We start from the raw sequence: 23,333 nt of genomic DNA, 5'->3' as shown, positions 1-23,333 counted from the left end.
GAAATAGTCTCCAAATTGCTGAAAATAGATGATATTCGAGGCTGACTTTTAAACCAATTCTACTAAAAACATGGTCAATTCCTTGGCGCACATTGGCTCAGGATTAAATGAAATGTGTTTCATTCTGCATATGCCAATCAGAACTGCTGCCGCAAAATTCCAAAAGTGGCTGTTATCTTCAAGTTGCGTATTAAAAATAATAGACTTTATGCGTTCAGCCACGGAGAAATAATCACAGTTACCACCACGATCCCATACCGGGGTTATTTCATGTAGTATGAGAACCGCTAAAACGAATGACATGGACCGTCTTTGTAAGACAGTTTGATAATCTAAAGATTTAGAGCTTGCGTAGGTTGCAATTTTGGCCGTTATAAACTCTCTAGCCCATACATCGCAGGCCATCTCTTCTTCTGCTCGCACATTATGCCGTTCTCTATCTTGATCAAGCATTACATGACGGAATTCGTGGAATAATGCAAATCCTAGAGCTGAAACTGTTAAATCATATGCAGCTTTATATTCAACGTCATCAATACCGTCATCATGTGATGTTATTTTTGGAATGTCTGGCGGCCAAATATCTTCTATAGAACTATTGCCTTCAATAAACTGTTCAGCGGCTTTTATTCTTTCTTTATAAGTTCGCTCTACAACATCTAGCTCCTCGTCGTTTTTTAGTTCATCCAATATGCGATTATTAAATAAAGAGGCAGTCATGACTGATGGGATATAAGTTTCAATCGCTTTCCAACCTGAAAAACCAATCAACCAAAATACATCAATTATTTTTAAGTCAACTCTAATCTCATCGCGCGTTGCTTCTAGAGTTAGTTTATTGCCATTTTTTATGACCATCTTTGGATTGTAATGCTCCCAATGCTTTAATATTTCATCTGTTCGCTCAGGAACTGCGCCCTTCATAAGTTCAATAAAACATTGCTTAAATTCTTCTTGTTTTTGTTCGAAGTTACTCATGTTGTTTATCAAATTTCAAAAATAGTTTATAAATAGGGCAATAAGCGTTCCTAGTGAGGAAGGCACCATGAGAATCAGATGGTACTTGTAACGATCATTCTACGTGACCGTCACTATTGGCGCATTAGCTGAACAATTGATTGAATTCAACCATTCGATAGTATTTAAACCGTGTGATTGCGGACTTTAAAGTCCGCAATCACACGGTTTTCGCTCATTCGGAAACTACGAATGGATGTCCGTTTGTGGCCGATCGCGTTGGATCTCGAACAGAACAAAGCCAATGCAAATTTCAAACTTTTTTTGCCCAATTAACGAAATCGCAATAATTATCGCGATTTCGAAAACGACCTCCCGAAAATTCTCTTCACAATAATGACCATCCCAACCGGAGGTCATTATGGAACCCGTTGCCATCCCCCAATCGATCGACGATCCGATCCACATTTTATTGTGGAGTGCGGACGAGATCGTACCCTTCATGGTGAGCATGCTGACCGGCATGTTGATCGATCAGTTCATTCCAGGCTTAGCGCTCGGGTTGATTGCGGTCAAGTTTTACCGGCGATTCCGCGATAACCGGCCTGACGGTTATACCTTGCATGCGTTGTATTGGCTGGGTTTGTTGCCCAGTCGTGCGCAGACCATCCCTAATCCCTACATCCGCAGGTTCCTGCCATGAGATGGTCGGATTTTCTGCAAACCTGGGACGGCCACGAGACCGAGAACCGGTTTAGCCGCGTCATCATCATTGGCTTGCTGGTGATTTGCGTGATCACTTCGCTGGCCGCTTGGCGCACCGAACGCAGCATCATCCTGGTACCGCCGAGCTTGACACAGGAAGTCGAGGTCACACGCAGTCAGGCATCCAGCGAGTTCAAAGAGTCCTGGGGCTTGTTCCTGGCTGAACTCCTTGGCAACACCACTCCAGCCAATGCCGATTTTTTGAAAACCGCCGTCGAGCCGCTATTGGCGCCGGATATTTACCGCAGTGTCCTGGATGCCATGAGCGATCAAATCAAGGCTATCAAAATGGATCGGGTCGCGATCAGTTTCACCCCGCGTCACGTCGACTACGAAGCCGAGACCAACAAAGTCTTCGTCAGCGGCGAACTGAAAAGCCAGGGCCCCAGTTCCAAACCGGACGTAAAGCTCCGTACCTACGAATTCATCATCGCCATCAAAAATTATCGGCCCCGCCTGGAATACATCGACGTGTATCCGGATTCCCCCAGAACCCTGGCCCGTTTGCAAGCCACTCAAGGCCAACCGCATGAGGCTAAACCATGAAACGATTGTTGCACCCCTGGTTATTCCTTTCCCTCGCCAATGGCGCTTGGGCCAGCGATGATTTACCGGTGACGGTATTACCACCGGTCACCAGCGTGGCCGAAGAGTCATCCTCATTGCCATCACAACCCGTTGTACCGTCTCAGCCCGACTTAGGTATCGAGTTACCGCCGGTTGATGCCAGCGTCTTGAAAGCCGCCAAACAGCAAGCGGCAGCGTCAAACGCAGCATCAAACACATCAATCGGTCCCCAGCATATCGCGGTTAAACCCGGCATCAACGAACTGATGCCGATTGCGGTCGGCCACTTGAATCGTCTGGTCACACCGTTCGAACATCCGGTGGTTACGACCACCAGCCAGGCCACCACCAGTACCAAAGGCAAAATCGTCTACGTCGCCACCGCCGACGAAACGCCGGTCACCTTATACATCACCCCAGGCGACAACCAGGACATCGCCCTGTCGCTCACACTGATCCCCAAACGCATTCCGGCGCGGGAAATTCACCTTGATCTGGACAAGGACAGCTACCAATTACTGAACCAATGGCAACGCGCCGATGCCACGAGTCGAGCCACTAGCCAACAGGAACAAGCCTACATCAGCCAACTGAAAACCTTGTTTCGGGATTTGGGTTTGCAAAAGACCCCAGCCGGTTATTCGCTACGCGAACCCAAGCCGCAGGAGCAGATTCGCTGCCTGCAAGACCGCGTGCAGATTAAAACCGGCCAAGTCCTTGAAGGCCAGGATCAGCTGATTCTGGTGGGGCTTGCCAAGAACACCGGCGGCGACATACTTGAATTCGACGAACGTAGTTGTGCAACAACTCAGCAGGACGTACTGGCAATTTCAGTCTGGCCCAACGTGGTGTTGAAACCGCAGGAAGCCACCGAATTGTATGTCGTGGTCCGACAAGCGCCTGAAGCGTCAAACAGTTTGCGTCCTTCATTACTGGGCGGAGGCCAACCCTGATGGCCAGCGTCGATACCTGGTGGACACGCTTGAGTCCGACAGCCAAACGCAATCTGGCCGTCGGCAGCATCGGTACCGTGCTGTTGGCCGTCATCATCGCGTTAGCCACTGTCACCCCGGAAGTCAGCAAGCCGCTCAGCAAACAGGCCACCATCCAACACATCCTGACCGATAGCGATCCACGCTCGCTGGGAATCGACGGCATTTCCGCGCAATTACGCGATCTGCTGCAGAAAAACGACGAACAAGCCCGCCGGCTGGCAGCGATCGAAGAACAGCAACGCCGTGAGCAGCAATCCGACGAAATCCGCTTCAAACAATGGACCACCGCTGAGCGTGAAACCTATGAAGCCAAACTGCAAGCCGTCACAGGTGAAGTCGAGTCGCTGAAGAACAAAGCGTCCACACCGTCAACGACCGGCATCCCAGGCGAGGTCACTCAATCCACCCTAGAACCATCTGCACTCGGAAGACCGTCAAACCGCCGCCCAAACAACCCTCCATTCGACAACGGCCAGGACGATCTCAACCGCGTCTTCGAGCAAGCTGCTGTGCCCGGACCGACATCTGGCAATGCCGGTGTCTCGGGAGGACGCGCCAATAGCCCAGCGCCGGCGGCGATGCAGATTCGCGTCATCCAGGAAGGCACTGAGCAGTCTAATGGCAAAGACAAAGACGCCGCGCCGACCAACACTCACGGCCAGTCGCAGCCAAGCCACGCTAACAGCGACGTTTTCATCCCGGCTGGCAGCATTTTGACCGGGGTGTTGTTGAATGGTCTCGATGCCCCGACTGGCCGCAAAGCCAAGAAAGAACCCATGCCGGTGCTGTTTCGCATCAAGAAGGAAGCCATTCTGCCTAACCGTTTCCATGCCGATGTACGCGAGTGCTTTCTGCTGGCTGCCGGCTTTGGCGATTTGAGTGCTGAGCGCGCCTACTTTCGCGGTGAGACCTTTTCCTGCGTTCGCCAGGACGGTGGCGTGATCGAAGTGCCGATGAATGCCTATGCCACTGGCGAAGATGGCAAAAACGGGGTGCGTGGCCGGGTGGTCTCCAAACAAGGTGCGTTACTCGCCCAGTCCATGATGGCCGGTTTTCTGCGCGGCTTTTCCGATGCCTTCGGTCGTAACCAGATTCCGGTGCTGATGACCGGCGGCATAGGCGCGTTATCTGGTACCACACCGTTCCAAAGCGCCTTTTCCTCGCAATCGATGGAAGGTGGTGCCTTGAAAGGTGCCGGTTACGCCATGGAACGGCTGTCGCATTTTTACATGGACATGGCCGAGGAGATTTACCCGGTCATCGAGGTCGATGCCACCCGCCAGGTTAACTTCATCGTGCAAAAAGGCACGGCATTGAAGTTGAAAACCCCAAGCTGATTTTCACTAAAACACGGAATCGATTTATGTCTCTACGCCAAACCCGTTTACTGCTGGCATCACTGTTAGTCACTTCAACTGCCTTCGCTGCCAACCCGTCAAAACCGCCCATCTCGGATATTGCCGCCGGCCTGTTGTCGATCAAAATCGACGGCATGCAAGACTTGCCGATTTCGGGCCTGAAGATGGTCAAGTCCGGCGAGCAGACGGTGTTTATGTCCAGCAACGGTCGCTTTGCCTTTTATGGCGGCAAATTGATGGACATCTGGACCCAGCAGGAGATCAAGGAATTGGCGGATATCGATCGCATCGCCAACCGCATCGACCTGTCGCGGATGAAACTCAAGGCTGATGATCTTGGCGCCCTGACTGTCGGCCACGGCAAAGGCCAGGTGCTGGTTTTCATCGATCCGCGTTGCCCATATTGCGGCAAGGTGATGAAAGACCTGCAAGCCTTGCAAGACCAATACACCTTCAAACTGGTGATGGTCCCCATCCTCGGCCCCGAATCGCAAAACATCGTCGTGCAACTGGCGTGTCAATTGGGCACCAACGATACCAAGGCCAAAGGCGCTGTGCGCGAGCGACTGTTGAAACAGGATTACGCGGGCTTGCCGACCGAACCGCCGGTGCAGTGCAACAAAGAGCCACTGCAAAAAGCCGTGGTCACCGCCAAGTTATTCGATTTGAAGGGTGTGCCGTTTCTGATTGCGCCTGACGGACGCACCCACAGTGGCGCGCCGGAATCGTTAGCTGATTGGTTAGCGGATAAACCGAAACCGTCATCCAGTCTGGCAACGACGCCCGATACAAACGCCCAAAACGCAAACGCACCGGAGAATAAGCCATGAACGCCTTACCTTCAATGTCACGTTATGGCTTAGCCGTGCTATTGATCAGCATTTTCAGCGGCTGCGCCACCACCGATTACGGCTGCAAAGGCATGCCTGACGAGCCGAGCTGTCTGTCGACGACGCAGGCTTACCAAGTCACTAATACGGCGATAACCGAAGCACCTCCGGAAAATATCCCCAGTTCGGAGTCAACCTCAACACCGGCACTCGCACTACCGTTACAGCAACCCGTGCCCAAGATCGAAGATCCCACACCGATTCGTACACCCTCACAGGTCATGCGCATCTGGATCGCGCCTTGGGAAGATGCAGACGGCGATTTGATGGTGTCCAACTATGTCTACACCGAACTGGAACACAGGCGTTGGATGATCGGCAAGGCGGCTTCGACAACCAGTTCTTCGTTGATCCCGCTGCAAGTCGAACAACGTCCACCGGAGAGACGCGCCAATGTCGATACCGGGGACGACGAGCGTCCAGTCAATGGATTGAGCAAATCATTGCCTTGATGGGGCAACCCATTTAACCGCAGGTCCCACACACCCTGCGAGACTGAGCGGACAACCGCTTAAAACCTGCCGGACTAACCCTCCGAGATTCGACGGGCAACCGTCTCTTAACCTGAATGAGGATATTTTTGATGAAAGCGTCAAATCGAAGCGGGGTCTTGATGGCCCTGGCATCGTTATTGTTTATGTTGATGGCCAATGATGCCATGGCCGGTACCGGCGGTACCGAGTTCAACACCGTCTGGACCTTGCTCACTGGCTGGGTTGAAGGCTTGCTTGGTCGGATCATTGCCATCGTGTTCGTCATCGTCGGCCTGGTCGCCGGTGTCGTACGCGGCAGCATCATGGGCTTTGTGCTGGGGATTGCCAGTGGTGTCGGCCTGTTTGCGGCACCGACCATTATCACCAATATCGTGACTGCCACGATTTAGGCCTTACCACGATGACCGGTTCAATTATTGATACCGAGACTGCGGCGGGCAACCGCCGCCTTGCTTCATTGGCACACGATAAGCGGACCGTCAGGGTCCAAGACGTCAACGGCCAGCCAATCAACCCTTGCCATCCGGCCAGAGCCCGGCAGTTATCACGCAAAAAACGTGCGGTTCGCGTTTGCCGGCATCCCTTTACGATTCGTTTAAATCCGGAATACCCAGCCGAAGCCTTGCAGAAAATTTACGAAGAGGATCACGCACCATGACTAACTCGCAACGCCAACGTGCCGATCAGTTGTTCACGGTACTGGCCTACGAATACGACCATCATCTGTTTCTGATGGCCGATAGCAGTATTGGCTTCGGCTTTCTGTGCCGGCCGATGACCGGCGCCGATGCCAGCGTGTCGGCTCGGGTCAACGTTTTACTGAATCAGGACTGGCCGCCGGAAACGCTCTTACAAGTGTCACTGTGGACCTCACCGGACATCGAGGAATCGCTGGCCATCATGCAAACCCGGCGTTTGAAACAGCAAAAACCGACCTATAAAACCATGACCCAAGCCAGTATCGAGTTCTTGCGGCAAGGCACCACCAAACCGCCGGAAGCGATCTCCGGAGCACGCCTGCGGCGCAGTCATATTCTGGTCACGGTCAAATTGCCGATGGCCTATCCAAGACCCAGTGAACAAGACATCCGTCGTGCCAGCGAATTGCAAATGGCCACGCAGCAATCGCTGTCGACCATCGGCCTGTATCCGGAACTATTGGGCGCCGATCAGTATGTGCGCATTCTGAACACGATTCTCAACTGGCAGCCCGATGCCGGCTGGAAAGATCGGGTGGTACCCGAATGCGATCCGACCCAACTGATCCGCGACCAATTGCTGGATTACGACAACGCCCTCGAACTCGATGAAAAAGGTCTGTGGCTGGGACATAAGCGCGTCAAGACACTATCCGCCAAACGCACACCCGATCATTTTTACTTCGGCAGCGCCAAAAGCTATTTGGGCGACATTCTGTCCGGTACCCGTGGCATCCGCCAGAATGCTTTGCTCAGTCTGACCTTGCATTACCCGGATGCCGAATCGACCCGGTCAAAACAAGAAGGCGTTAGGCAATTCATTACCAACCAGGTCAATACGCCGATTGCTCACTTCCTGCCGGTGTTGGTCCAACGCAAACACCATTTCGACGTGTTATTCGACGCCTACCATGACGGCGACCGGCCAATCCGGGCCTATTTCGGCGTGCTGCTGTTTTGCGACGAAGCTGAAGAAGCGGCGGCGGTCTCCAATGCGCGGGTGTATTTTCGGGAGCTGGGTTTTCAACTGTTGGAAGACAAGTATTTCTGCCTGCCGTTTTTTCTGAATTGTTTGCCGTTTGGGCCGGAACGTTCGGCGATTACTGATTTGAAACGCTATCGCACCTTGGCCACCCGGCATGCGATTCCGTTGTTACCGCTATTCGGCGATTGGGCGGGCACCGGCACGCCGACTTTGAATTTCGTCTCACGCAACGGTGAACACATGGCGGTCTCGTTGTTCGATACCACCGGCAATTACAACCTGTGTATCGCCGCCGAATCTGGCAAAGGCAAATCCTTTCTGACCAACGAGATCATCGTTAGCTATCTGACCGAGGGCGCACAAATCTGGGCCATCGATGTCGGTCGATCTTACGAAAACCTCTGTGAAGTGCTGGAAGGCGATTTCGTCAAATTCACTCACGGTTCGGGGATTTGCATGAATCCTTTCGAGATCGTGCAGAACTTCGAGGAGGAAGCCGACATGCTGGCCGGCTTGGTCAGCCAAATGGCTGCGCCAACCGAGAAACTCACCGACTTTCAAACCGCAGGTCTCAAACGGATATTGAAGCAACTGTGGACTGAAAAAGCCCAATCCATGTCGGTGGACGACATTGCAAAATGCCTGTGTACCGAAACCGATCAACGCTTGAAGGATGTCGGCGAGCAGTTGTTTCCGTTCACCACCCGAGGCGAATACGGTCGCTACTTCAACGGCAAGAACAACGCCAAGTTCACGAATGACTTTACCGTCCTGGAACTGGAAGAACTCAAGGGCCGCAAGCACCTGCAGCAGGTGGTCTTGCTGCAGCTGATTTACCAGATCCAGCAGGAAATGTATCTCGGTGAACGCAACAGGCCCAAGATCGTCATTATCGACGAAGCCTGGGATTTGCTCACCGAAGGCGATGTCGCCAAGTTTATGGAACACGGCTATCGGCGGTTTCGTAAATACGGTGGCGCGGCGGTAACCATCACCCAGTCGGTGAACGACTTATACCGCAATGCCGCCGGCCGCGCCATTGTCGAGAATTCGGCGAATATGTATTTGCTCGGCCAGAAAGCCGAAGTCATCGAAGGCATGAAGCAGGATCGTCGATTGCCGTTGTCGGATGGCGGCTATGAATTGCTAAAAACCGTGCACACCTTACCCGGCGCCTATTCAGAGATTTTCTTCATCACGGAGATGGGTTCCGGCATCGGCCGACTGATCGTCGATCCTTACAAACGCATTCTGTTCTCCACCAAACCCGAAGACGTCAACGCCTTGAAGCAGCTCCGCCGGCAAGGCTTGAGTTTGGGTGATGCCATTCAACAACTCATCGACAACCGCAGCAGCAAACCCAGGGAGATTACCTATGGATCCTAAATCGCAATGGCTCAGCACCACGCTAATTGCTGCTTGTCTGGGTGGCATCGGCGGTTGGCTGGCGGCACAACAGCAGCTACAACAACCCTTGGCGCGCCTGAATCTGGTTACACCGGTGTTCGTCCTTGATCGCGCCAAGCTGATTCAATCGATACCGCCCAATGCCAGCCAGGAACACATGGCCAAGATCGTCGAGGATTGGCAAGGTCAGGCCAAAAAGCTCAGTGATGCGGGTTATCTGGTCATCGATTCGACGGCGGTGGTGGCTGCTCCGGAGGATGTCTATGTTCGACAAGCCGGACGCTAAACGTAGGATTAAACCACGGTTCCGTTCTCGGCCGCGTTTAGCCCAGTTTCTACTCAAGGCGGTACCGATCTTGTTGCTGGTGTTAGCGGTGGAGCGCTATATCGGCCAACGTTTTCTGATCGGTGGCGACGACCAGGTCGATCGCTGCCTGCCGGACAAATGGATTTACCTGATCGACACGCACAACAAGGACATCTGGCGCGGCGATTTGATTGCCTTTCGCGCCGAACGCATGGCGCCTTTTTTTAAGGATGGGCAGATCATCGTCAAAATCGCCGCCGGCGTGACCGGCGACACCATTCACGTCGATCCACAGCACACCACGGTCAACGGTGAACGGGTCATTGATGGGTTGCCGTTGACCGAGAAACTCAAAAGGCCCGCGACCCAATTCAAACGTCATGAAACCATTCCACCCGCTGCCTATTGGGTAACCGGACAAACCGACAAAAGCTTCGATTCACGTTACTGGGGCTATGTCTACGACCACCAAGTCATTGGACGGGCCTATGCGTTGTTTTGAGCCACCTCAATTTCGTTGGCGGCAAGTGGCGGTCTGTTTTCTTTGCTGGTTCAGTGTGCAATCGGTTCAGGCAGAAGAAGCTTGGCTGCAACGTTCTCAGGCTATTTTGCAGGCATTGGAAGGCCAGGCTAGGCCCGATTGGTTGAATGGCCAATCTGAACAGTTGGACGTGAAACGCCAGGCGCAACAAGTGTTGGAAGCGTCGCAAGCGATCCAAACAGAGGCGCTATCGACTGGATCGGAAAACGTCCAGCCGACATCCATTTCGAACAAGCCACTCACGCTGTTGTTTGTTTCCTTCTCGCTGGGTGAGTCCGCACTGAAAAGCATCTTCGAAGAATCGGCAGGTCGGGAAGACATATTGCTGGTGTTGCGCGGCCCAAAGCCTGGTCAAAAACTACCGGCGTTAATGGCCGATCTCAAGCGATTGTTGAAAGGCATTGATCCTCTGCCCAACATCGTGATCGACCCCACCCGTTTTCAGCGCTGGTCGGTAACGTCAGTACCGGACATCGTTGTCGAACAGGAAGGCAAATCTCGGTTACACGTTCGAGGTGTCAGCAGTCTGTCCTGGCTGGACGAGCAGATTAAAGCCGGCAAACAAGGTGATTTGGGAACGATGGGCGATGTCGGCGAGATTGCTGAAATCGATTTGCTTGAAGAGATCAAACGCCGGATGGCCGCCATCGACTGGAAACAAAAGCAGCAACAAGCTATCGCTCGGTTTTGGGAGCAGCAGAAATTCGAAGTGCTGCCGGTGGCTCAGGCCGATCGTGATCGGAGCGTGGATCTGACCATCACCGCCCCGCGCGATCTGACGGCACCAAATGGTCAACTGATCATCCGAGCAGGACAAACCGTCAATCCCTTGGATAAGATACCGTTTGGCCTATGCCTGAAGGTGTTCGATGCCACTGTGCCGGCACAAGTTGAGCTGATTCAACATCAGTCCTGCCAGAACAAACAGGCTCGGGTGATGTATTTGGCCACGTCGCTGCCGCGCCAGTCCGGGTGGGACAGCTTGCAACGTTTGGAAACCGCGTTACAGGCACCGGTGTATCTACTGACGCCGGATGTGCGCAGTCGTTTTCAATTACAGCAAGTACCGGCTATCGTCGAACAATCCGGTAACCACTTAGTGGTTCATGAACGAAAACTGCCTGTCTCTTCGGGAGAGCGATCATGAAACGATTCGTTTTCCCTTGGGTTTTGGGAGGCTTGATAACACTGGCAACCCCGCTTTATGCCGACACCACCAATAGCGTCGATCCGTTGTGCTCGGACGCCGAACTGTGGTCCGGCAAACTGATCACTGATATTTGCTGGAGCTGTCTGTTTCCGATTCGAGCGGCCGGGGCGTCGCTGGGTGGCGGCACTGTACCGAGTATCGCTACCGACGAGAAGTTCTGTTTCTGTACCGATAGCATGAACATTCCGGAACTCGGTATGACCATGGGCTTATGGAATCCGGCCCGGTTGATCGAGATCGTTCGTAATCCCTGGTGTTCGCCTGCGCTGGGCGGGCATAAGTTCAGTGCTTCAAATGTGCGATTGATCGCCACCACCGGCAAGGCCGACTTCGATGCCAGCGAGATGTCGTTTTTCAATTACCACTATTTTGCCTTTCCTCTGACTATCCTGCTGGACCTGTTCTGGGATGGTCGTTGCAACAGTGATGGCTATCGGGATTTCGATCTGTTGTACGTCTCAGAACTCGATCCCACCTGGAACAACGACTTGCTGGCATTCTTCACCAGTCCGGAAACAGCCTTGTTTGCTAATCCGGTGGCCATTTCCGCATGTGTTGCCGATGCCGCAGCGGCGGCCACCGGCAATCCATTGGATGCCTTGTTCTGGTGTGCCGGTGCTTGGGGTCATATGTATCCTTTATCCGGCATTTCGCCGACCAGTTACGGCACCGATCCCAGAATTACCAGTTTGTTGGCCACGCGGGCGACGGCGTCATTGCATCGGCGCGGGTTGGCCTGGAAAACATCGGGCAACGATGCTTTGTGCGGTGGCTATATCTACCCCTTTATCCCGAAATCGCAATACCGGCTATCGATGTTTTATCCGGTCGCCGAAACCGAGTCCAATCACGCCATTGGTGAGACCACCTTCAAGTGGGGTGCGGGTCGCACGTATCCAGGGCCAGGTGAAGATCATCTATACATCTTATGGCGTTTTCAAGACTGCTGTGTTGGCCTATAGCGATGCGTCAGATATTTGAACCGCAAGCACTAATTACACAAAGCCTTTCAGCGATACTCTGCGTGACGCTGGCCTGGACACCGTTTGGTATCTCCTGGGCGGATGCGATTCAAGCGGCCGGGCGCGATGGCCAGCAACTGGGCGAGCAAGTCCTCGGCGGTTTTGCGTTTCCGCTCGATACTGGCAATGGTTCGCTGACCTTGAATCCTGGGACGGCTCAGGAAAGCGCCATTTCCATAGGCACCCTGTTTCCGGATACCCATAGCACCACGACTACGACCCAAGACTTTGCCGATCTTTATGGCAACAACCCCGGAACGATCGCAGCCGGGTTGGACGCACAGACCGCCTTGAACGGCGAAACCAGCTTCACCGGTGAAGCCTATCGCACCTTGATCGATAACGCTCACCAGTCACACCCGGACTTACACGCCGATCCGATCTGGCAAGCCGGCGACCAGGTGTTTGCCGATTTTACCCCATGGGCACAGTCGTTCTCGGACTGCACGACCACAACGACCCAAACCGAAACCCAGCAATCGGTGCGGGTGCCGGATTATCAGCTTTGTCTCCGGCAACCGACGGTGCCGCAAAGCTGCACCGCCACTCACCAAGTCAATGTCGAGCCCTTGATCCGCTTCGTCAGTGGCGACGGCGGGTTTTCCAGTTGCGGGCCGGGCTGTATGGATTTGTATGTCGGCAGGGTCGGTGATGATTATTGGGAATCCGATTGCGGCTTGTTTACCTGGCAGGTCAAATACGAGGTCTTGCATCCGGAAGCCATCACCAGTGCCACGCTGGAATACGTCAAGTACGATGACCACACTCGGGTCTATTACGATAATCAATTGATCTATACCGGGTCGAGTGGCTGGTACGGGGATTGCGAGCTTTACACCAGTTGGAACGAATATCCCAACACTAATGTGCTGTATGCCTTCAACAGTAGCGGCATCAAGGTGTTCAAAGAAGAAACCCGCGTGTCCGGACGCGGCGAAGGTTATTCGCGAATTCGCTTGCGTTATGACCTGTCGAAACTGATCACCCAGGACGAATGGAGCTGGAGCGGGCCGAATTGCCAAAACCTGGCCAATGCAATTACCGATGGCATTTGCCAGGCTGGCAGTCAATTGAGTTGCACGAACGATCCTGCCAATGCTTCGGGCTGTTACGTCGATCCCACGTCGCAAGTGATGGTCTGCGGCTCAGATTTGGCCCAAGCCCCGGTGGCCAGTTCGTCAGGGATTCGCAATACCTGCATGGCTATTCAAGCCTCAGGGCATTGCGATTTGAATCAGTATGGGCAATGTTGGACCGACACCGCCGGCACCCACTGTTTGGAGCCGCCTGCGAATGGTATGCCCAACAAGACCTGTGAATCATTGGAAACCAAAGGCTGCTCGTTCATCAAAAGCCAATGTACCAGTGTACTCGCCTCAGGCACCTGCTGGGACAGCGTCGATACCTACGACTGCGGGCAAACGGTGGGCATTCCCGGCATTCAAAGCAACACCCAACAACAATGCGCCGGACCGATCCGCTGCATGGGCGAAGAGTGCATCAGCGTGAATCGCACTCAGAGCCAGGATTTTAGCAAGGCGGTCGCCTTACTCAATAGTGCCCAGCAAATGGCGATGGACTTACAGTGCGACTATGCCAATGCCGATTTGCAGCAAAAGGATCCGACTACCTGCCAGGTATTTCAAGGCAAACCCGCCAGTTGCAAAATGGTCGGTGGCGCGCTCAGTCTGGTCGATTGCTGCGAAACGCCCTCGGGTGCCATGGGATTAGGTCAATATATTGATTTGCTGATCGCCACCAGTCAGATGGACGGTGCCGTCATGGCTATGGACAGCACCTCCGCCTTCCGGGGCGCCTGGGAAACCATGCGTACTCCGTTTACCTTGGCCGGCGATGCCTGGAACAGTTTTCAGGCGGATTTTGCTTCGGGCGTCAATAACTTGGTCGGCACCGACATGCTGAGTACCAGCGACATTGCCTCGCAAGGTTTACTGGATTCACTCAAAGGCGAATTGATGAAGTCGGTGGCGGAATGGATCGGCCAGACCTTTGGCGAAGCGGCTGGTAACGCACTGTTCAGTGCCGGCGGTCAGGCAGCATTTGATGCGGCGGGCAATCTCACACCCGCCGCGCAATCGGGTGGTGTGCAATTAGGCGGCGGCGCGGCAGTGGCAGGACAACTGCTCAGCACCTTGATGACAGCCTATACCGTGGTGATGATCATCATCATGATTATCCAGATCGTCTACTCCTGCGAAGAACCAGAATACGAACTCGCCGCCAAGAAACAGCTCAAAGTCTGCACGGATCTCGGTACCTATTGCGAGAGCAAGGTGGCTGGTGTGTGTTGGGTGCGTAAGGAAAGTTACTGCTGCTACAACTCGCCGCTAGCGCGCATCCTCAACGAACAAATCAAACCGCAGCTGGGCATGGATTTTGGGACGCCGGAAACTCCCAGTTGTACCGGGATTAAAGTCGCAGATCTGGACCGCGTGGACTGGACACAGGTCAATCTCGACGAGTGGTTGGCGATTCTGGCTCAGACCGGGCATTTGCCGTCCGCCGCCAATGCCGCTTCCATGCTGAATCTGGATCAACTCACCGGAACGGGCAGCCGACTCAATCCGCAGAAATACGGCGCGGCCTCCAGCGGCCGACAAGACACCTTGACCCGCACCCAAGGCCGGATGACCGACCTGGACGTCCCTACGGTCAAACGGCAGTCGGAACTGGAAGGCTGGGGTATGGGGCCGCAATAATGCGGCCAGAGGCTTACTGAACGGCGTCTTTCAAACCTTTACCGGCTTTGAAAGAAGGTAATTTAGCAGCAGCAATGGTGATTGCTTCGCCGGTTTGAGGATTGCGGCCGCTGCGTTCGGCACGCTCTTTCACTTCGAAGGAAGCGAAGCCCACCAAAGCCAAAGAATCTAACACGACAACAGTTTCAAACCTTATCAACAACTTTTAGTTCGATCATCACATTCAAATGACGTTCCAATAAAACCGGTACCCGACCGCCGGTGATCAAAACTCCCGCTTCCATATTTTTTTCCATCGCAAACCCCGTCAAATTTGCGCTGGTGATGAAGCAAGAATTGGCATCGGCCAATGCAATCTTGGCATGAACTCTACCGCCAGAGAAGACATCGGATTTTCGGACCCATGCGTAAAGCGATGTCTCGGGAACGAGCTCTCGCATCTTACCGATCACGTCGATGCTCACACTTCCGCCATGATCATGTGATGACTCCAGCAACATCGAAACCTTCACTCCGCGGGTAATCGCTGCATTCAGCGCATCGATGATCGACGATACGTCATACGCGACGAAACTGGTGATGAACAGTGATTTTCTGGCTGACTCGATGACCTGTAGCAATGCTTGTTCCGTTCGGCGAGCCGAAACGAAAGGTGTCGTCGGTCCGGTCCATACGAGTTCCAGGGATTGCTCGGCGCTGATTTTGTCGATTGTGTGAGACGAGGCGGCCAACATCGCGGCCAACTCACCGGCAGAGACTTCGCTGGCCTGCCACGACTTTTTCAATCGATCGAGAGCAAACGCCACTTGATGAGTGCTTTCGAAATCAGTCAGCGAAATGGCTTTGGATTTTGCATTCCTGACTCTGTTGGCAATGGCAGCGACTTTTTCACGAGGCACCAGTGTCACGACTTCGGTGATGGCATCCAGCAATGCCTCCATGTCAGAACCCCTTGAAGAAACCGGCCTCGGCATGTTCGAAGGTCGGCACCAACAACGCCCTGTCGAGATAGCGGTTACCGCGTTCACATGATGTTTCCGCCACGAACGAGCAAGCATGGCATGCGGCGGCATGTAGCGTTCTATCCTTTCCAGGATCATGCTCCGAACACAACGGGTCGGAAGAACACACTTTGGCCCGTTCCAACGCTTGTTTCAGCAATCTTCCCAAGTTTTCCGGTTTACCGAGTTCGACCAGACCTCCCAAAGTGCCATCGGAATCGGCCGCAGCAGTGTAGATCAAGATACCGGCTTGCGGAATATCCATATTTTCCGCGTAGATCCGTTCACGAATACTGGCGGCGTTGTAACCACATTCCAGGGCCAATTCCCTGATCAAGAGATGTGCCAGCGTGTGTAGCATGGCATACCGAATACCAGGGTAGTCGGCATCGGCGCTCAAGTGTCTAGCATTACGCCAACCTCGGTGACCAGTCAGCAGGACATCGTCGAGGTCGGTAACGGCTCTTTGGGCTTCCCAATCTCTCAGCGCCAGTTCATCGAATTGAATGAAGATACCTTCACCATGAACCTCGCTGGCTGGCACCCATTCGGGTTTGACGCGAGAAATCGGCGCCATTGCCGTTCTATCCTGTCCAATCGACTCGTCCGGCGATTCGACCCGCGTGAAACCGATCAAGGCATTGACTTCTCGTAAGCGTTCCAATAGCAACACCCGGCTGATTTTCGACCGGAATCTCTCCGGCACGGCGACGGGTGTACTCATGAAATGCGGATAATCGGCCGGAGGATTCGGGGACGACAATACCAACCATTCGGGGCCTTTGATGTCGGATTGCTCGACTGGCTGATTCGTACCGTTCTTGTGATCTTGAATAGCAGCCCAAATCGCTTCCGCTTCGTATGCTTCGATGCCTTGGGCTTCGCTGCGTTTCTTCAGCGCTTTGACGGTACCTTTCAATTCGCCGAGATCTTCGACATCGGCAAAATCATCCCAATGATCGATGATGATCTGCGACAAAGGTGATCCATTCTGTTGCGGAATAGCCAATGCCGATAGGTTCATCGGAAACCAACTGTTGGTGGCTCCCAAAAGCACCGCTCTGGGTTCTTCGGTGCAATCGGCATCGAATTTATCCAGGTGCGGGTGACGCCCTCGGCAACCCGGAAGATTTTCCCTACCGGCGCGCCCAAAGGCATGCGCCATGCTGCGGGATGCCGTACAAGCATCGCATTTGACCCAGAGATTTTCGGTTTGTAGCGATGCACCGCTTTCGAAAAAACGTAAAGTACCTTTGCATTCGCTGGGACCACCATGTACGAAATAATGCCACGGAAAATCGTCCAAATGGCCGCCACGACAGGCCAACAAGAAACGCGCGGGAACCGCATCGGCATCCTTGGCTTTGTCACTGCCTTTCGAACCCGTGCAGCCTTTATGCACGAATTTCGTCATTTCGGGTCTATATCGATTTTCTTTCAAACCGAACAAACCCAGATCATAAGGTGAGAGCAAGCCGCATTTCACACACCGTAGCCACCGGGGAAAGGGGCGCACGGGAACACCGATGTTCGACTCGGCCGACCAAACATCGACCACTTCGTTCTTGCTGAATGGAGGCATGCGCAGACTTTCGACCTGTCCGCCCAGCACCTGCCGCACGGCATTCAACAAACGGGCCTCATGGATGGGTTGGCATCGGTCGCGCTCCCAACGGTCGATACCGGAGGTCACCACCGACATGTTCGGCAAATCGATCAGAGCCCCCGGACCATAGGTCCACAGCAATTGGCTGGGACGCACCTCGCCAACCGGCGTCTTTTCACTCATGCTTCACCTTCTTCATCTCGTTCCGTGACCGTCGGGCGCGGTCTCCATTCTTGATCTTCGTCCAGTCGATTCGTGTTCATGATCAATCTCACACCGGGCTCGACTTCACGCATCGACATCGGTACCGTCCAATCGTCCCAGGCTCGCAAACCAGGTGTCTTGATCAACGCAACGGTGGTGTCTCTTTGTTGTCCCCGTTTTTCATAAGCCAGTATCCTCCCCGGTTTGTTGGCTTCCTTGGCCCAATCGTCCGCCCTGGATTTCAACTCCTCCTTCGCCAATTGCTTCTTGGCGTTGTCCTCGACGATACCGGCGCGTTTCGCCAAGACTTCGACGACGTCGACGATTTCTCGTTGATGGGCTTGTTGTAAGTGGCTGGCGCCATCGTTCGGCGCAAACTCGTCATGGCTGAGACGCATGACACTGAGCATCGCCCCGGTCAGTCCACGATCCATCGCTCGCGGCGAGAACGGTGTGACAGACTGTGCTTCGACGTGCTTGTAGAATGTCGCGTGATAATGCTCGAAAGTTTCGTAGTGCGAGAGATCGCGGGGTCTAGCCCAGGTCAATACCGTGCAGACCAGGCCCGGCGAGGCACGTCCGACTCGACTGGTGGCCTGGATGTATTCGGCGGTTCCCTTGGGTTGACCATTCACCGCCATCAATCCCAGACGATTCACGTCGACCCCGACCGACAGCATATTGGTGGCCAATACGACATCGATGGCCCTGACTTCTCCGTCGCTCCAACGGCAGACGTGTTTACCCTTGTCCGAGTCGTATTCGACCTTGAACTTCACTTCCAACTGATCGAGGTACTTCGGTATGTCCTGATTGGATACACGAGACGTCAACTCCTGGATGTTGTTGACACTCCTTTGGCTCAAGCCCGGTCGATCGACCAGGCTCATCTGGACACGATAGGATCGCGTTTGTACGTCGTCCTCGGCCAGACGTTTCATGCCGCCCAGTTCACGTAACGAATTGAAATAACCCACCATCGTCATGTAAGGATCGGCAGCCGAGCCGAATCGCTCGAACAGCGTCTGACCGGCGGTCAAGAATGCCGTATAGACGCGAATCAACATGGCCGGCCGCGAGCTACCGGGCGAACAGACTCCTAGGTACCGGCGTCCCGGCCTTTCCTGGATCGGACGCTGAACCGAGAAAAAGTTGTCCTCGACATCCAAGCCATGGGGCGGAAATACCGCAACCTGGCGCATGAACACGTTGTTGACTTGTTCGCGCGCCTTGCGTACCGTTGCGGTCGAGGCGATGATCTTCGGCCGTATGATCGAGCCATCGCATTGCCAAGCACTCAGCTCGTCCACGGCCGTCTCATAAAGACCGACCATGGTCCCTAGCGGGCCGCTGATCAAATGAAATTCGTCCTGGATGATCAGATCTGGTGGGCGTATCGGCGAAATCGCCTTGACCTTCACCGCTGGCAAGCTTTTCTTTGACTGATGAGAACCGTGGCAGTCGGCATCCGGCAATACCAAGCCGTGCCTCGGGCATTCCTGGTTTGCCCGACCGAACAAGGTCCGAACCTCGCCGCGCCAGGCCATCATCGCAAACTTGTCGACCGTGCTGATCATCATCGTCGGTGGACGATGGTAGATTTCTTCGTCAACGACCAAAACCGGTATGCCTGGATGAGAACGTTTACTGGATTTTCCTTTGGAGAATTCGCACTGGCCTTTTTTGTCGCCACAGTAGATCACGGTACGCAGCGTGTCTCGATCGACTTCGATGTCACGGCCCGGTGCGATTTCAGAACCGCACCACGGGCAACTGGTGAGCTGTGCCGGCGATGCCAAGCCAGCTGTATTCTGACCCGGATTGCGCCTGGCCTCGATGGCGCGATGACTGTCCTCGGTGGTACCCGGCGTCACCTTGTTACCCACCCACAGACCAATGGTGAAGGGTTCACGGCCCAGGGATTCGTCCCCCTCGTTCAGCGCTTCCCTGCGTATTACATCCATCGCGCAGATCAGCGCCGTGGCACGCTGGAATTGTTGTAAGGTCAACAAGCGCAAGGTATAGCGCATGATGACGGTCAGGCCGCGAGAGCCGTCGTAGCCACCCAAGTTCGGTTGCATGCGTCGAATGGCCATGGTGAAGGCGGCGACGCCCAAATACGCTTCGGTCTTACCGCCCCCGGTCGGAAACCACAACAAATCGGCGTAAGCCTCGATGGGTTGGGTTCGATCCGGATGTTTGGGGTCGGCCAAAGAAGGAATGGCAAGCAGCAAGAAGGCGAGCTGGAAGGGGCGCCAACTGCGATTTTTCGGCACGTCGATGCTGGCCAGCGTGCGCTCTTCCTTTCGCCTCATCGCCAACGAATAGATGCTGCGTACCCGCTGAGTCGCCATCGCACGGTTGGCGAAGCGAAAGGCCGCCAACGCCGCATCATTGGTTTCCAAGGTGGTGATCCCTTCGCGAAGACGCAAAAGAATCGAATCGCAGCGCTCCATGGCCAAACGAGCCTGAACGTCGTGCCCCACGACAGCCTGGCCGATAAAGCTACGTTGTTCGCTTATCCACGCCGCATAATCGTCGGTCAAGATGCGCAACGCATGTACCAATTCTTCTCGCTTCAAAGACGCCAAGGTTTGCATGTCCAGCCAGCCGTTATGCGACATCTGGATCATCGCCTGTCGATCTCCGGTGTCTTCTCCAGGCGTCTCCGTCACCGGCACCTCGTATTGGGGCATGATCACGGTACGAATCTCGGTGGCCAACGCCACGTCTTCACTCGCCAGGGCATGAACCGCCACACCGTGGCCGACACCGAACTCGACGCGATTGCGGTAGATCATCTCCAGGGCTTCGCGCTCTGGGTCCGCACCATTGGCATCCAAGACAGGCCGGCGTCTAAAGATCGCTTGGTTTTCAGTCCCCGGTGCCGCCCGCACGATCACTTCTGGCTGGAACAGCCAAGCAGTATCACGATTTTCGGGTGGTTCCTCCTGGGCATTGACCAGAAATAGCGTCACCAAACGGTCACCATTGGCGTTCGGCGCACGAATGCTGCCTTGAATCCTGATTTCCGGTCGTTCGGGATCGGGTGCCTGATGGGGAATGACGCCCGTCGTCAGTGGCAACGTCAGTTTGCCGCCACACGGTATACGCTGCCAAACCCGTACCCTGACTTCTTCCTGTTCCACCCGAATCACGTTGCCATCGGCGTCGCGTATCTTGCGGTTGATGGTCTTGGTTACACCGCCATCCTCGCCCGATAGGCGTTCGTAACATCCGAAACGAACCTCCACTTCGATCGTGGGTGCATCGCCGGCGACACAAAACGTGAGCCCCATGCTCGAAGGAATCAGCGATTGGTTGCTACTGGCATCGATTTCATCGCCAGCATCGGATTCGGGTTCGACACGACCGGTCGCTCCGGCGAATTCGGCACCGGGTTCGTGTTGGCCAGGCACCGAGGTATCCACCGACTCCTCGTCTTGATCGATGCGAGAGCCTTCCCAGCCGTCAGCGGCGCCAGTATCTTGTCTGGGTGCCAATTTGCCGACCAGATAGCGATCGCGCACGCTCATGTCGACGATTCGTTCGTGTGGCCCATCGGCGGGGCCGAGTAGATCGTCCATCACGGCCAATTGCAACAGCTCGCGAATGTAGGCTTTTTCCTTGGCGCTTTCCCTCGAGCCGATCACCGGCACGTCCTCGAGACGCACTTTCGCGATCTTGGCCAATCCCTCGATGAAGTCGTTCCATTGCAGCCGCCCCACGGAACCCGAAGACGGCGCCGAGAAACCGGAATCAGCCAAAACCACCGGCACCTCGAACGGCAGCGCTCGGTCGAAATACAGCGTGGTGTCGTCGAGATCGGAACGAATCCGCATGATTCGGGCGACTTTCGTGATGGCCTGGGTGTCGTCGATGACCAGAATCCAATCGTCTTCCCGAATCGACTGGTACAGTGAACGTTCACCTCGAAGAATCAGCACGAAGGTTTTCAGGATGGGATCGACGGGTAACGCTCGATCCACTGCTATCCAGGCATTGATGTCGGTCATTCGGTGTTTCCTTTCAGGTCGGTATCAGTTGGGCCAGGATCGTGATCCTTGGAGGTCGACATCGAGCGTTGGCGTATGGCTTTTCCCAATTCCGTGAGTCGATAGCGTTGCATTCGACTGGTGGGTTTGTCGGGCAGGGTCATTTCGATCACCCCGGCAGTCAACGCCGGTTTCAGGTAAGCGCTTCGGAAGTGCTCTTCGCCCTTCAAGCCGAGCGCGGTCTGGATTTGCATGCGGGACATTTCGCCGACCACGGCTCGAATCACGCGCTCGACTTCCCCTGCGACTTCCCCTGTGACTTCGGGGGTAGTGTCGGTGATCCTTCGCGAGCCTTCATCCGGCAGAAAGAGCTCGAAAGCCTTGCGTGCCCGGTCGTTGGTATAGACGGGCTCGGCGTGGCCCAATGCTTGCCATTCGCGGCGCATCATGCGCAAGCCGGTGCCGGCCTGTTCGCACATGTCGATGCGGCGCAGGGCCATGGCAATGGCCGGGTTGCGCACTTCCTTCTCACCGGGTTCCAGCAGGCGGTCATCATCGCCAAAACTATCGCCGGGGTTCCACAACTCTATGCCATCGGTGAAGAACCGGATGACCGCCTTGCGGGAGTGGTCGCCGTAATCCTGATGCAGCAACAGATTCATGGCGGCTTCGCGGAAAACGCGAAATCCGGCGGGCGCATCGCGGCGTTCCAGCGTGGCCGGATCGATGTCGCGGAAGGTTTTGGGCATGAAGAACAGGTATTTGGCCAACAACTGTTGCCAGCTTTGCAGAATGTTCTCTTCACACACCAGCCGATCGATCCAGCGCGTCTCGGGCATCTCGTCGCGGCGGCCGTAACCCAGAAACTGCACGTCCAAAATCGGGCGTGGCAGTAGGTTACGCACCGCGCGCAGCGAACCGAACAAACCGATACAGGCATTGGTGGGCAATAGTCGCCCACCATCTTTGATCAAGTAGCCCCAGTCGTAAAGAAAGTCCAAATGAGGCTGTTCCACGTCGAAGCCGGGGTTGGCGGCATGAAACCGGTCGCGAGACCACTTCAGGCTGCCGCCGTGGAGAGCCTCGTCGAGATCGACCCGCGTGAAGGGGTGGCCATCCCAACGATCGGCGTTGGCATCCCGCAGCATGCGTTCGATGTCGCGAGGCTGGGCCTTGTAATCGCCGCCACCCTTGCGAATGAAGGTACGGCGGATGTCGCCATCCAAATAGACCGGTTTACGGCTACGCGGATTCTCGGCGACGTGGAAAGCCAACACGATCTTGCCGTCGACGTCATGGCGATGTTCGGTGATGTCCAAGTCGTGATTGACCTTGTTGTCGGCATGCAGCACCGACAGAAAATCGTTTTGGATCTTGTCGGGTTCGTCGACACCTCGAATCTCGAACTGCTCGCCGTCCTGCTTGATACCCAATACCAACCAGCCGCCATGGGTATTTGCGAACGCCGAGACGGTCTCGAACGCGGATTTCGGCAAGGCGTTACGCGCCTCCTTGAATTCGGCGTCGTTCCATTCGCCGGATGACAGCAAGGATTGGAGATTATTCGTCCTGACGTTCAAATCAGCCATTTAGTGATTCTTTTAACTTTCG

19 protein-coding genes and 1 pseudogene are annotated in these 23,333 nt (G+C 54.7%); 14 read left to right on the top strand and 6 right to left on the bottom strand.

What is annotated here, in order from left to right; all coding sequences use genetic code 11:
* Positions 1 to 48 precede the first annotated feature (48 nt).
* A complete protein-coding gene (locus NP603_RS07920; protein WP_129871337.1) occupies positions 49 to 978 on the bottom strand; it encodes a phage exclusion protein Lit family protein in 930 nt (309 codons plus the stop codon).
* 400 nt (positions 979 to 1,378) lie between these two features.
* On the opposite strand from NP603_RS07920, the gene traL reads away from it, so the two are divergent.
* From traL to traN, 14 genes are all read left to right on the top strand, one after another.
* Complete coding sequence (traL, locus tag NP603_RS07915) at positions 1,379 to 1,660, top strand: type IV conjugative transfer system protein TraL (protein WP_033155943.1); 282 nt, start codon at positions 1,379 to 1,381, stop codon at positions 1,658 to 1,660.
* Positions 1,657 to 2,268, top strand: a complete 612-nt coding sequence (locus NP603_RS07910) for a TraE/TraK family type IV conjugative transfer system protein (RefSeq protein WP_033155944.1) — start codon at positions 1,657 to 1,659, stop codon at positions 2,266 to 2,268. Before traL ends, NP603_RS07910 begins: the two co-directional genes overlap by 4 nt.
* A complete protein-coding gene (locus NP603_RS07905) occupies positions 2,265 to 3,242 on the top strand; it encodes a TraK domain-containing protein (RefSeq protein WP_033155945.1) in 978 nt (325 codons plus the stop codon). The genes NP603_RS07910 and NP603_RS07905 overlap by 4 nt, the downstream gene beginning before the upstream one ends.
* Positions 3,242 to 4,621, top strand: a complete 1,380-nt coding sequence (locus NP603_RS07900; protein ID WP_033155946.1) for a TraB/VirB10 family protein — start codon at positions 3,242 to 3,244, stop codon at positions 4,619 to 4,621. Before NP603_RS07905 ends, NP603_RS07900 begins: the two co-directional genes overlap by 1 nt.
* 26 nt (positions 4,622 to 4,647) lie before the next feature.
* Positions 4,648 to 5,472 (top strand): DsbC family protein, encoded by an 825-nt coding sequence (locus NP603_RS07895; protein WP_051669795.1) that lies wholly within the window; start codon positions 4,648 to 4,650, stop codon positions 5,470 to 5,472.
* Positions 5,469 to 5,984, top strand: coding sequence for a TraV family lipoprotein (locus NP603_RS07890; RefSeq protein WP_033155947.1), 516 nt, complete (start codon positions 5,469 to 5,471; stop codon positions 5,982 to 5,984). The genes NP603_RS07895 and NP603_RS07890 overlap by 4 nt, the downstream gene beginning before the upstream one ends.
* A gap of 131 nt (positions 5,985 to 6,115) precedes the next feature.
* The gene (traA, locus tag NP603_RS07885) at positions 6,116 to 6,415 is read left to right on the top strand and encodes a TraA family conjugative transfer protein (RefSeq protein WP_033155948.1); all 300 of its coding nucleotides are present in this window, start codon (positions 6,116 to 6,118) and stop codon (positions 6,413 to 6,415) included.
* Between the two features lie 11 nt (positions 6,416 to 6,426).
* Complete coding sequence (locus tag NP603_RS07880; protein WP_033155949.1) at positions 6,427 to 6,684, top strand: RRXRR domain-containing protein; 258 nt, start codon at positions 6,427 to 6,429, stop codon at positions 6,682 to 6,684.
* Positions 6,681 to 9,095: a type IV secretion system protein TraC gene (gene traC / locus NP603_RS07875; RefSeq protein WP_033155950.1), complete on the top strand. Its 2,415-nt coding sequence runs from the start codon at positions 6,681 to 6,683 to the stop codon at positions 9,093 to 9,095. The genes NP603_RS07880 and traC overlap by 4 nt, the downstream gene beginning before the upstream one ends.
* A complete protein-coding gene (locus NP603_RS07870; RefSeq protein ID WP_033155951.1) occupies positions 9,085 to 9,402 on the top strand; it encodes a hypothetical protein in 318 nt (105 codons plus the stop codon). Before traC ends, NP603_RS07870 begins: the two co-directional genes overlap by 11 nt.
* Entirely contained in the window at positions 9,323 to 9,925 is a 603-nt protein-coding gene (lepB, locus tag NP603_RS07865) for a signal peptidase I (protein ID WP_371928783.1), read from the top strand. Before NP603_RS07870 ends, lepB begins: the two co-directional genes overlap by 80 nt.
* Before the next feature lie 190 nt (positions 9,926 to 10,115).
* Positions 10,116 to 11,111 (top strand): TrbC family F-type conjugative pilus assembly protein, encoded by a 996-nt coding sequence (locus NP603_RS07860; RefSeq protein WP_256610336.1) that lies wholly within the window; start codon positions 10,116 to 10,118, stop codon positions 11,109 to 11,111.
* Entirely contained in the window at positions 11,108 to 12,136 is a 1,029-nt protein-coding gene (locus NP603_RS07855) for a TraU family protein (protein ID WP_033155953.1), read from the top strand. Before NP603_RS07860 ends, NP603_RS07855 begins: the two co-directional genes overlap by 4 nt.
* Positions 12,137 to 12,138: 2 nt before the next feature.
* Positions 12,139 to 14,916 (top strand): conjugal transfer mating pair stabilization protein TraN, encoded by a 2,778-nt coding sequence (gene traN, locus NP603_RS07850; RefSeq protein WP_033155954.1) that lies wholly within the window; start codon positions 12,139 to 12,141, stop codon positions 14,914 to 14,916.
* 13 nt (positions 14,917 to 14,929) lie between these two features.
* Here traN and NP603_RS07845 read toward each other — a convergent pair.
* From NP603_RS07845 to NP603_RS07825, 5 genes and pseudogenes are all read right to left on the bottom strand, one after another.
* Positions 14,930 to 15,085, bottom strand: a pseudogene (locus NP603_RS07845) (HU family DNA-binding protein); the annotation flags it as partial.
* Positions 15,086 to 15,101: 16 nt separating this feature from the next.
* Positions 15,102 to 15,857 (bottom strand): DISARM system phospholipase D-like protein DrmC, encoded by a 756-nt coding sequence (drmC, locus tag NP603_RS07840; RefSeq protein WP_033155955.1) that lies wholly within the window; start codon positions 15,855 to 15,857, stop codon positions 15,102 to 15,104.
* A gap of 1 nt (position 15,858) precedes the next feature.
* A complete protein-coding gene (gene drmB, locus NP603_RS07835; RefSeq protein WP_033155956.1) occupies positions 15,859 to 17,706 on the bottom strand; it encodes an MrfA Zn-binding domain-containing protein in 1,848 nt (615 codons plus the stop codon).
* Positions 17,703 to 21,743, bottom strand: a complete 4,041-nt coding sequence (gene drmA / locus NP603_RS07830) for a DISARM system helicase DrmA (RefSeq protein WP_033155957.1) — start codon at positions 21,741 to 21,743, stop codon at positions 17,703 to 17,705. The genes drmB and drmA overlap by 4 nt, the downstream gene beginning before the upstream one ends.
* Entirely contained in the window at positions 21,740 to 23,311 is a 1,572-nt protein-coding gene (locus tag NP603_RS07825; protein WP_051669797.1) for an RNA/DNA-binding domain-containing protein, read from the bottom strand. Before NP603_RS07825 ends, drmA begins: the two co-directional genes overlap by 4 nt.
* Positions 23,312 to 23,333: the final 22 nt, after the last annotated feature.

This window comes from Methylomonas aurea, assembly GCF_024505045.1.
Taxonomy (GTDB): domain Bacteria; phylum Pseudomonadota; class Gammaproteobacteria; order Methylococcales; family Methylomonadaceae; genus Methylomonas; species Methylomonas aurea.
Note: the sequence above shows the minus strand (reverse complement) of the source record. Positions and strands in the feature narration are given on the sequence as shown.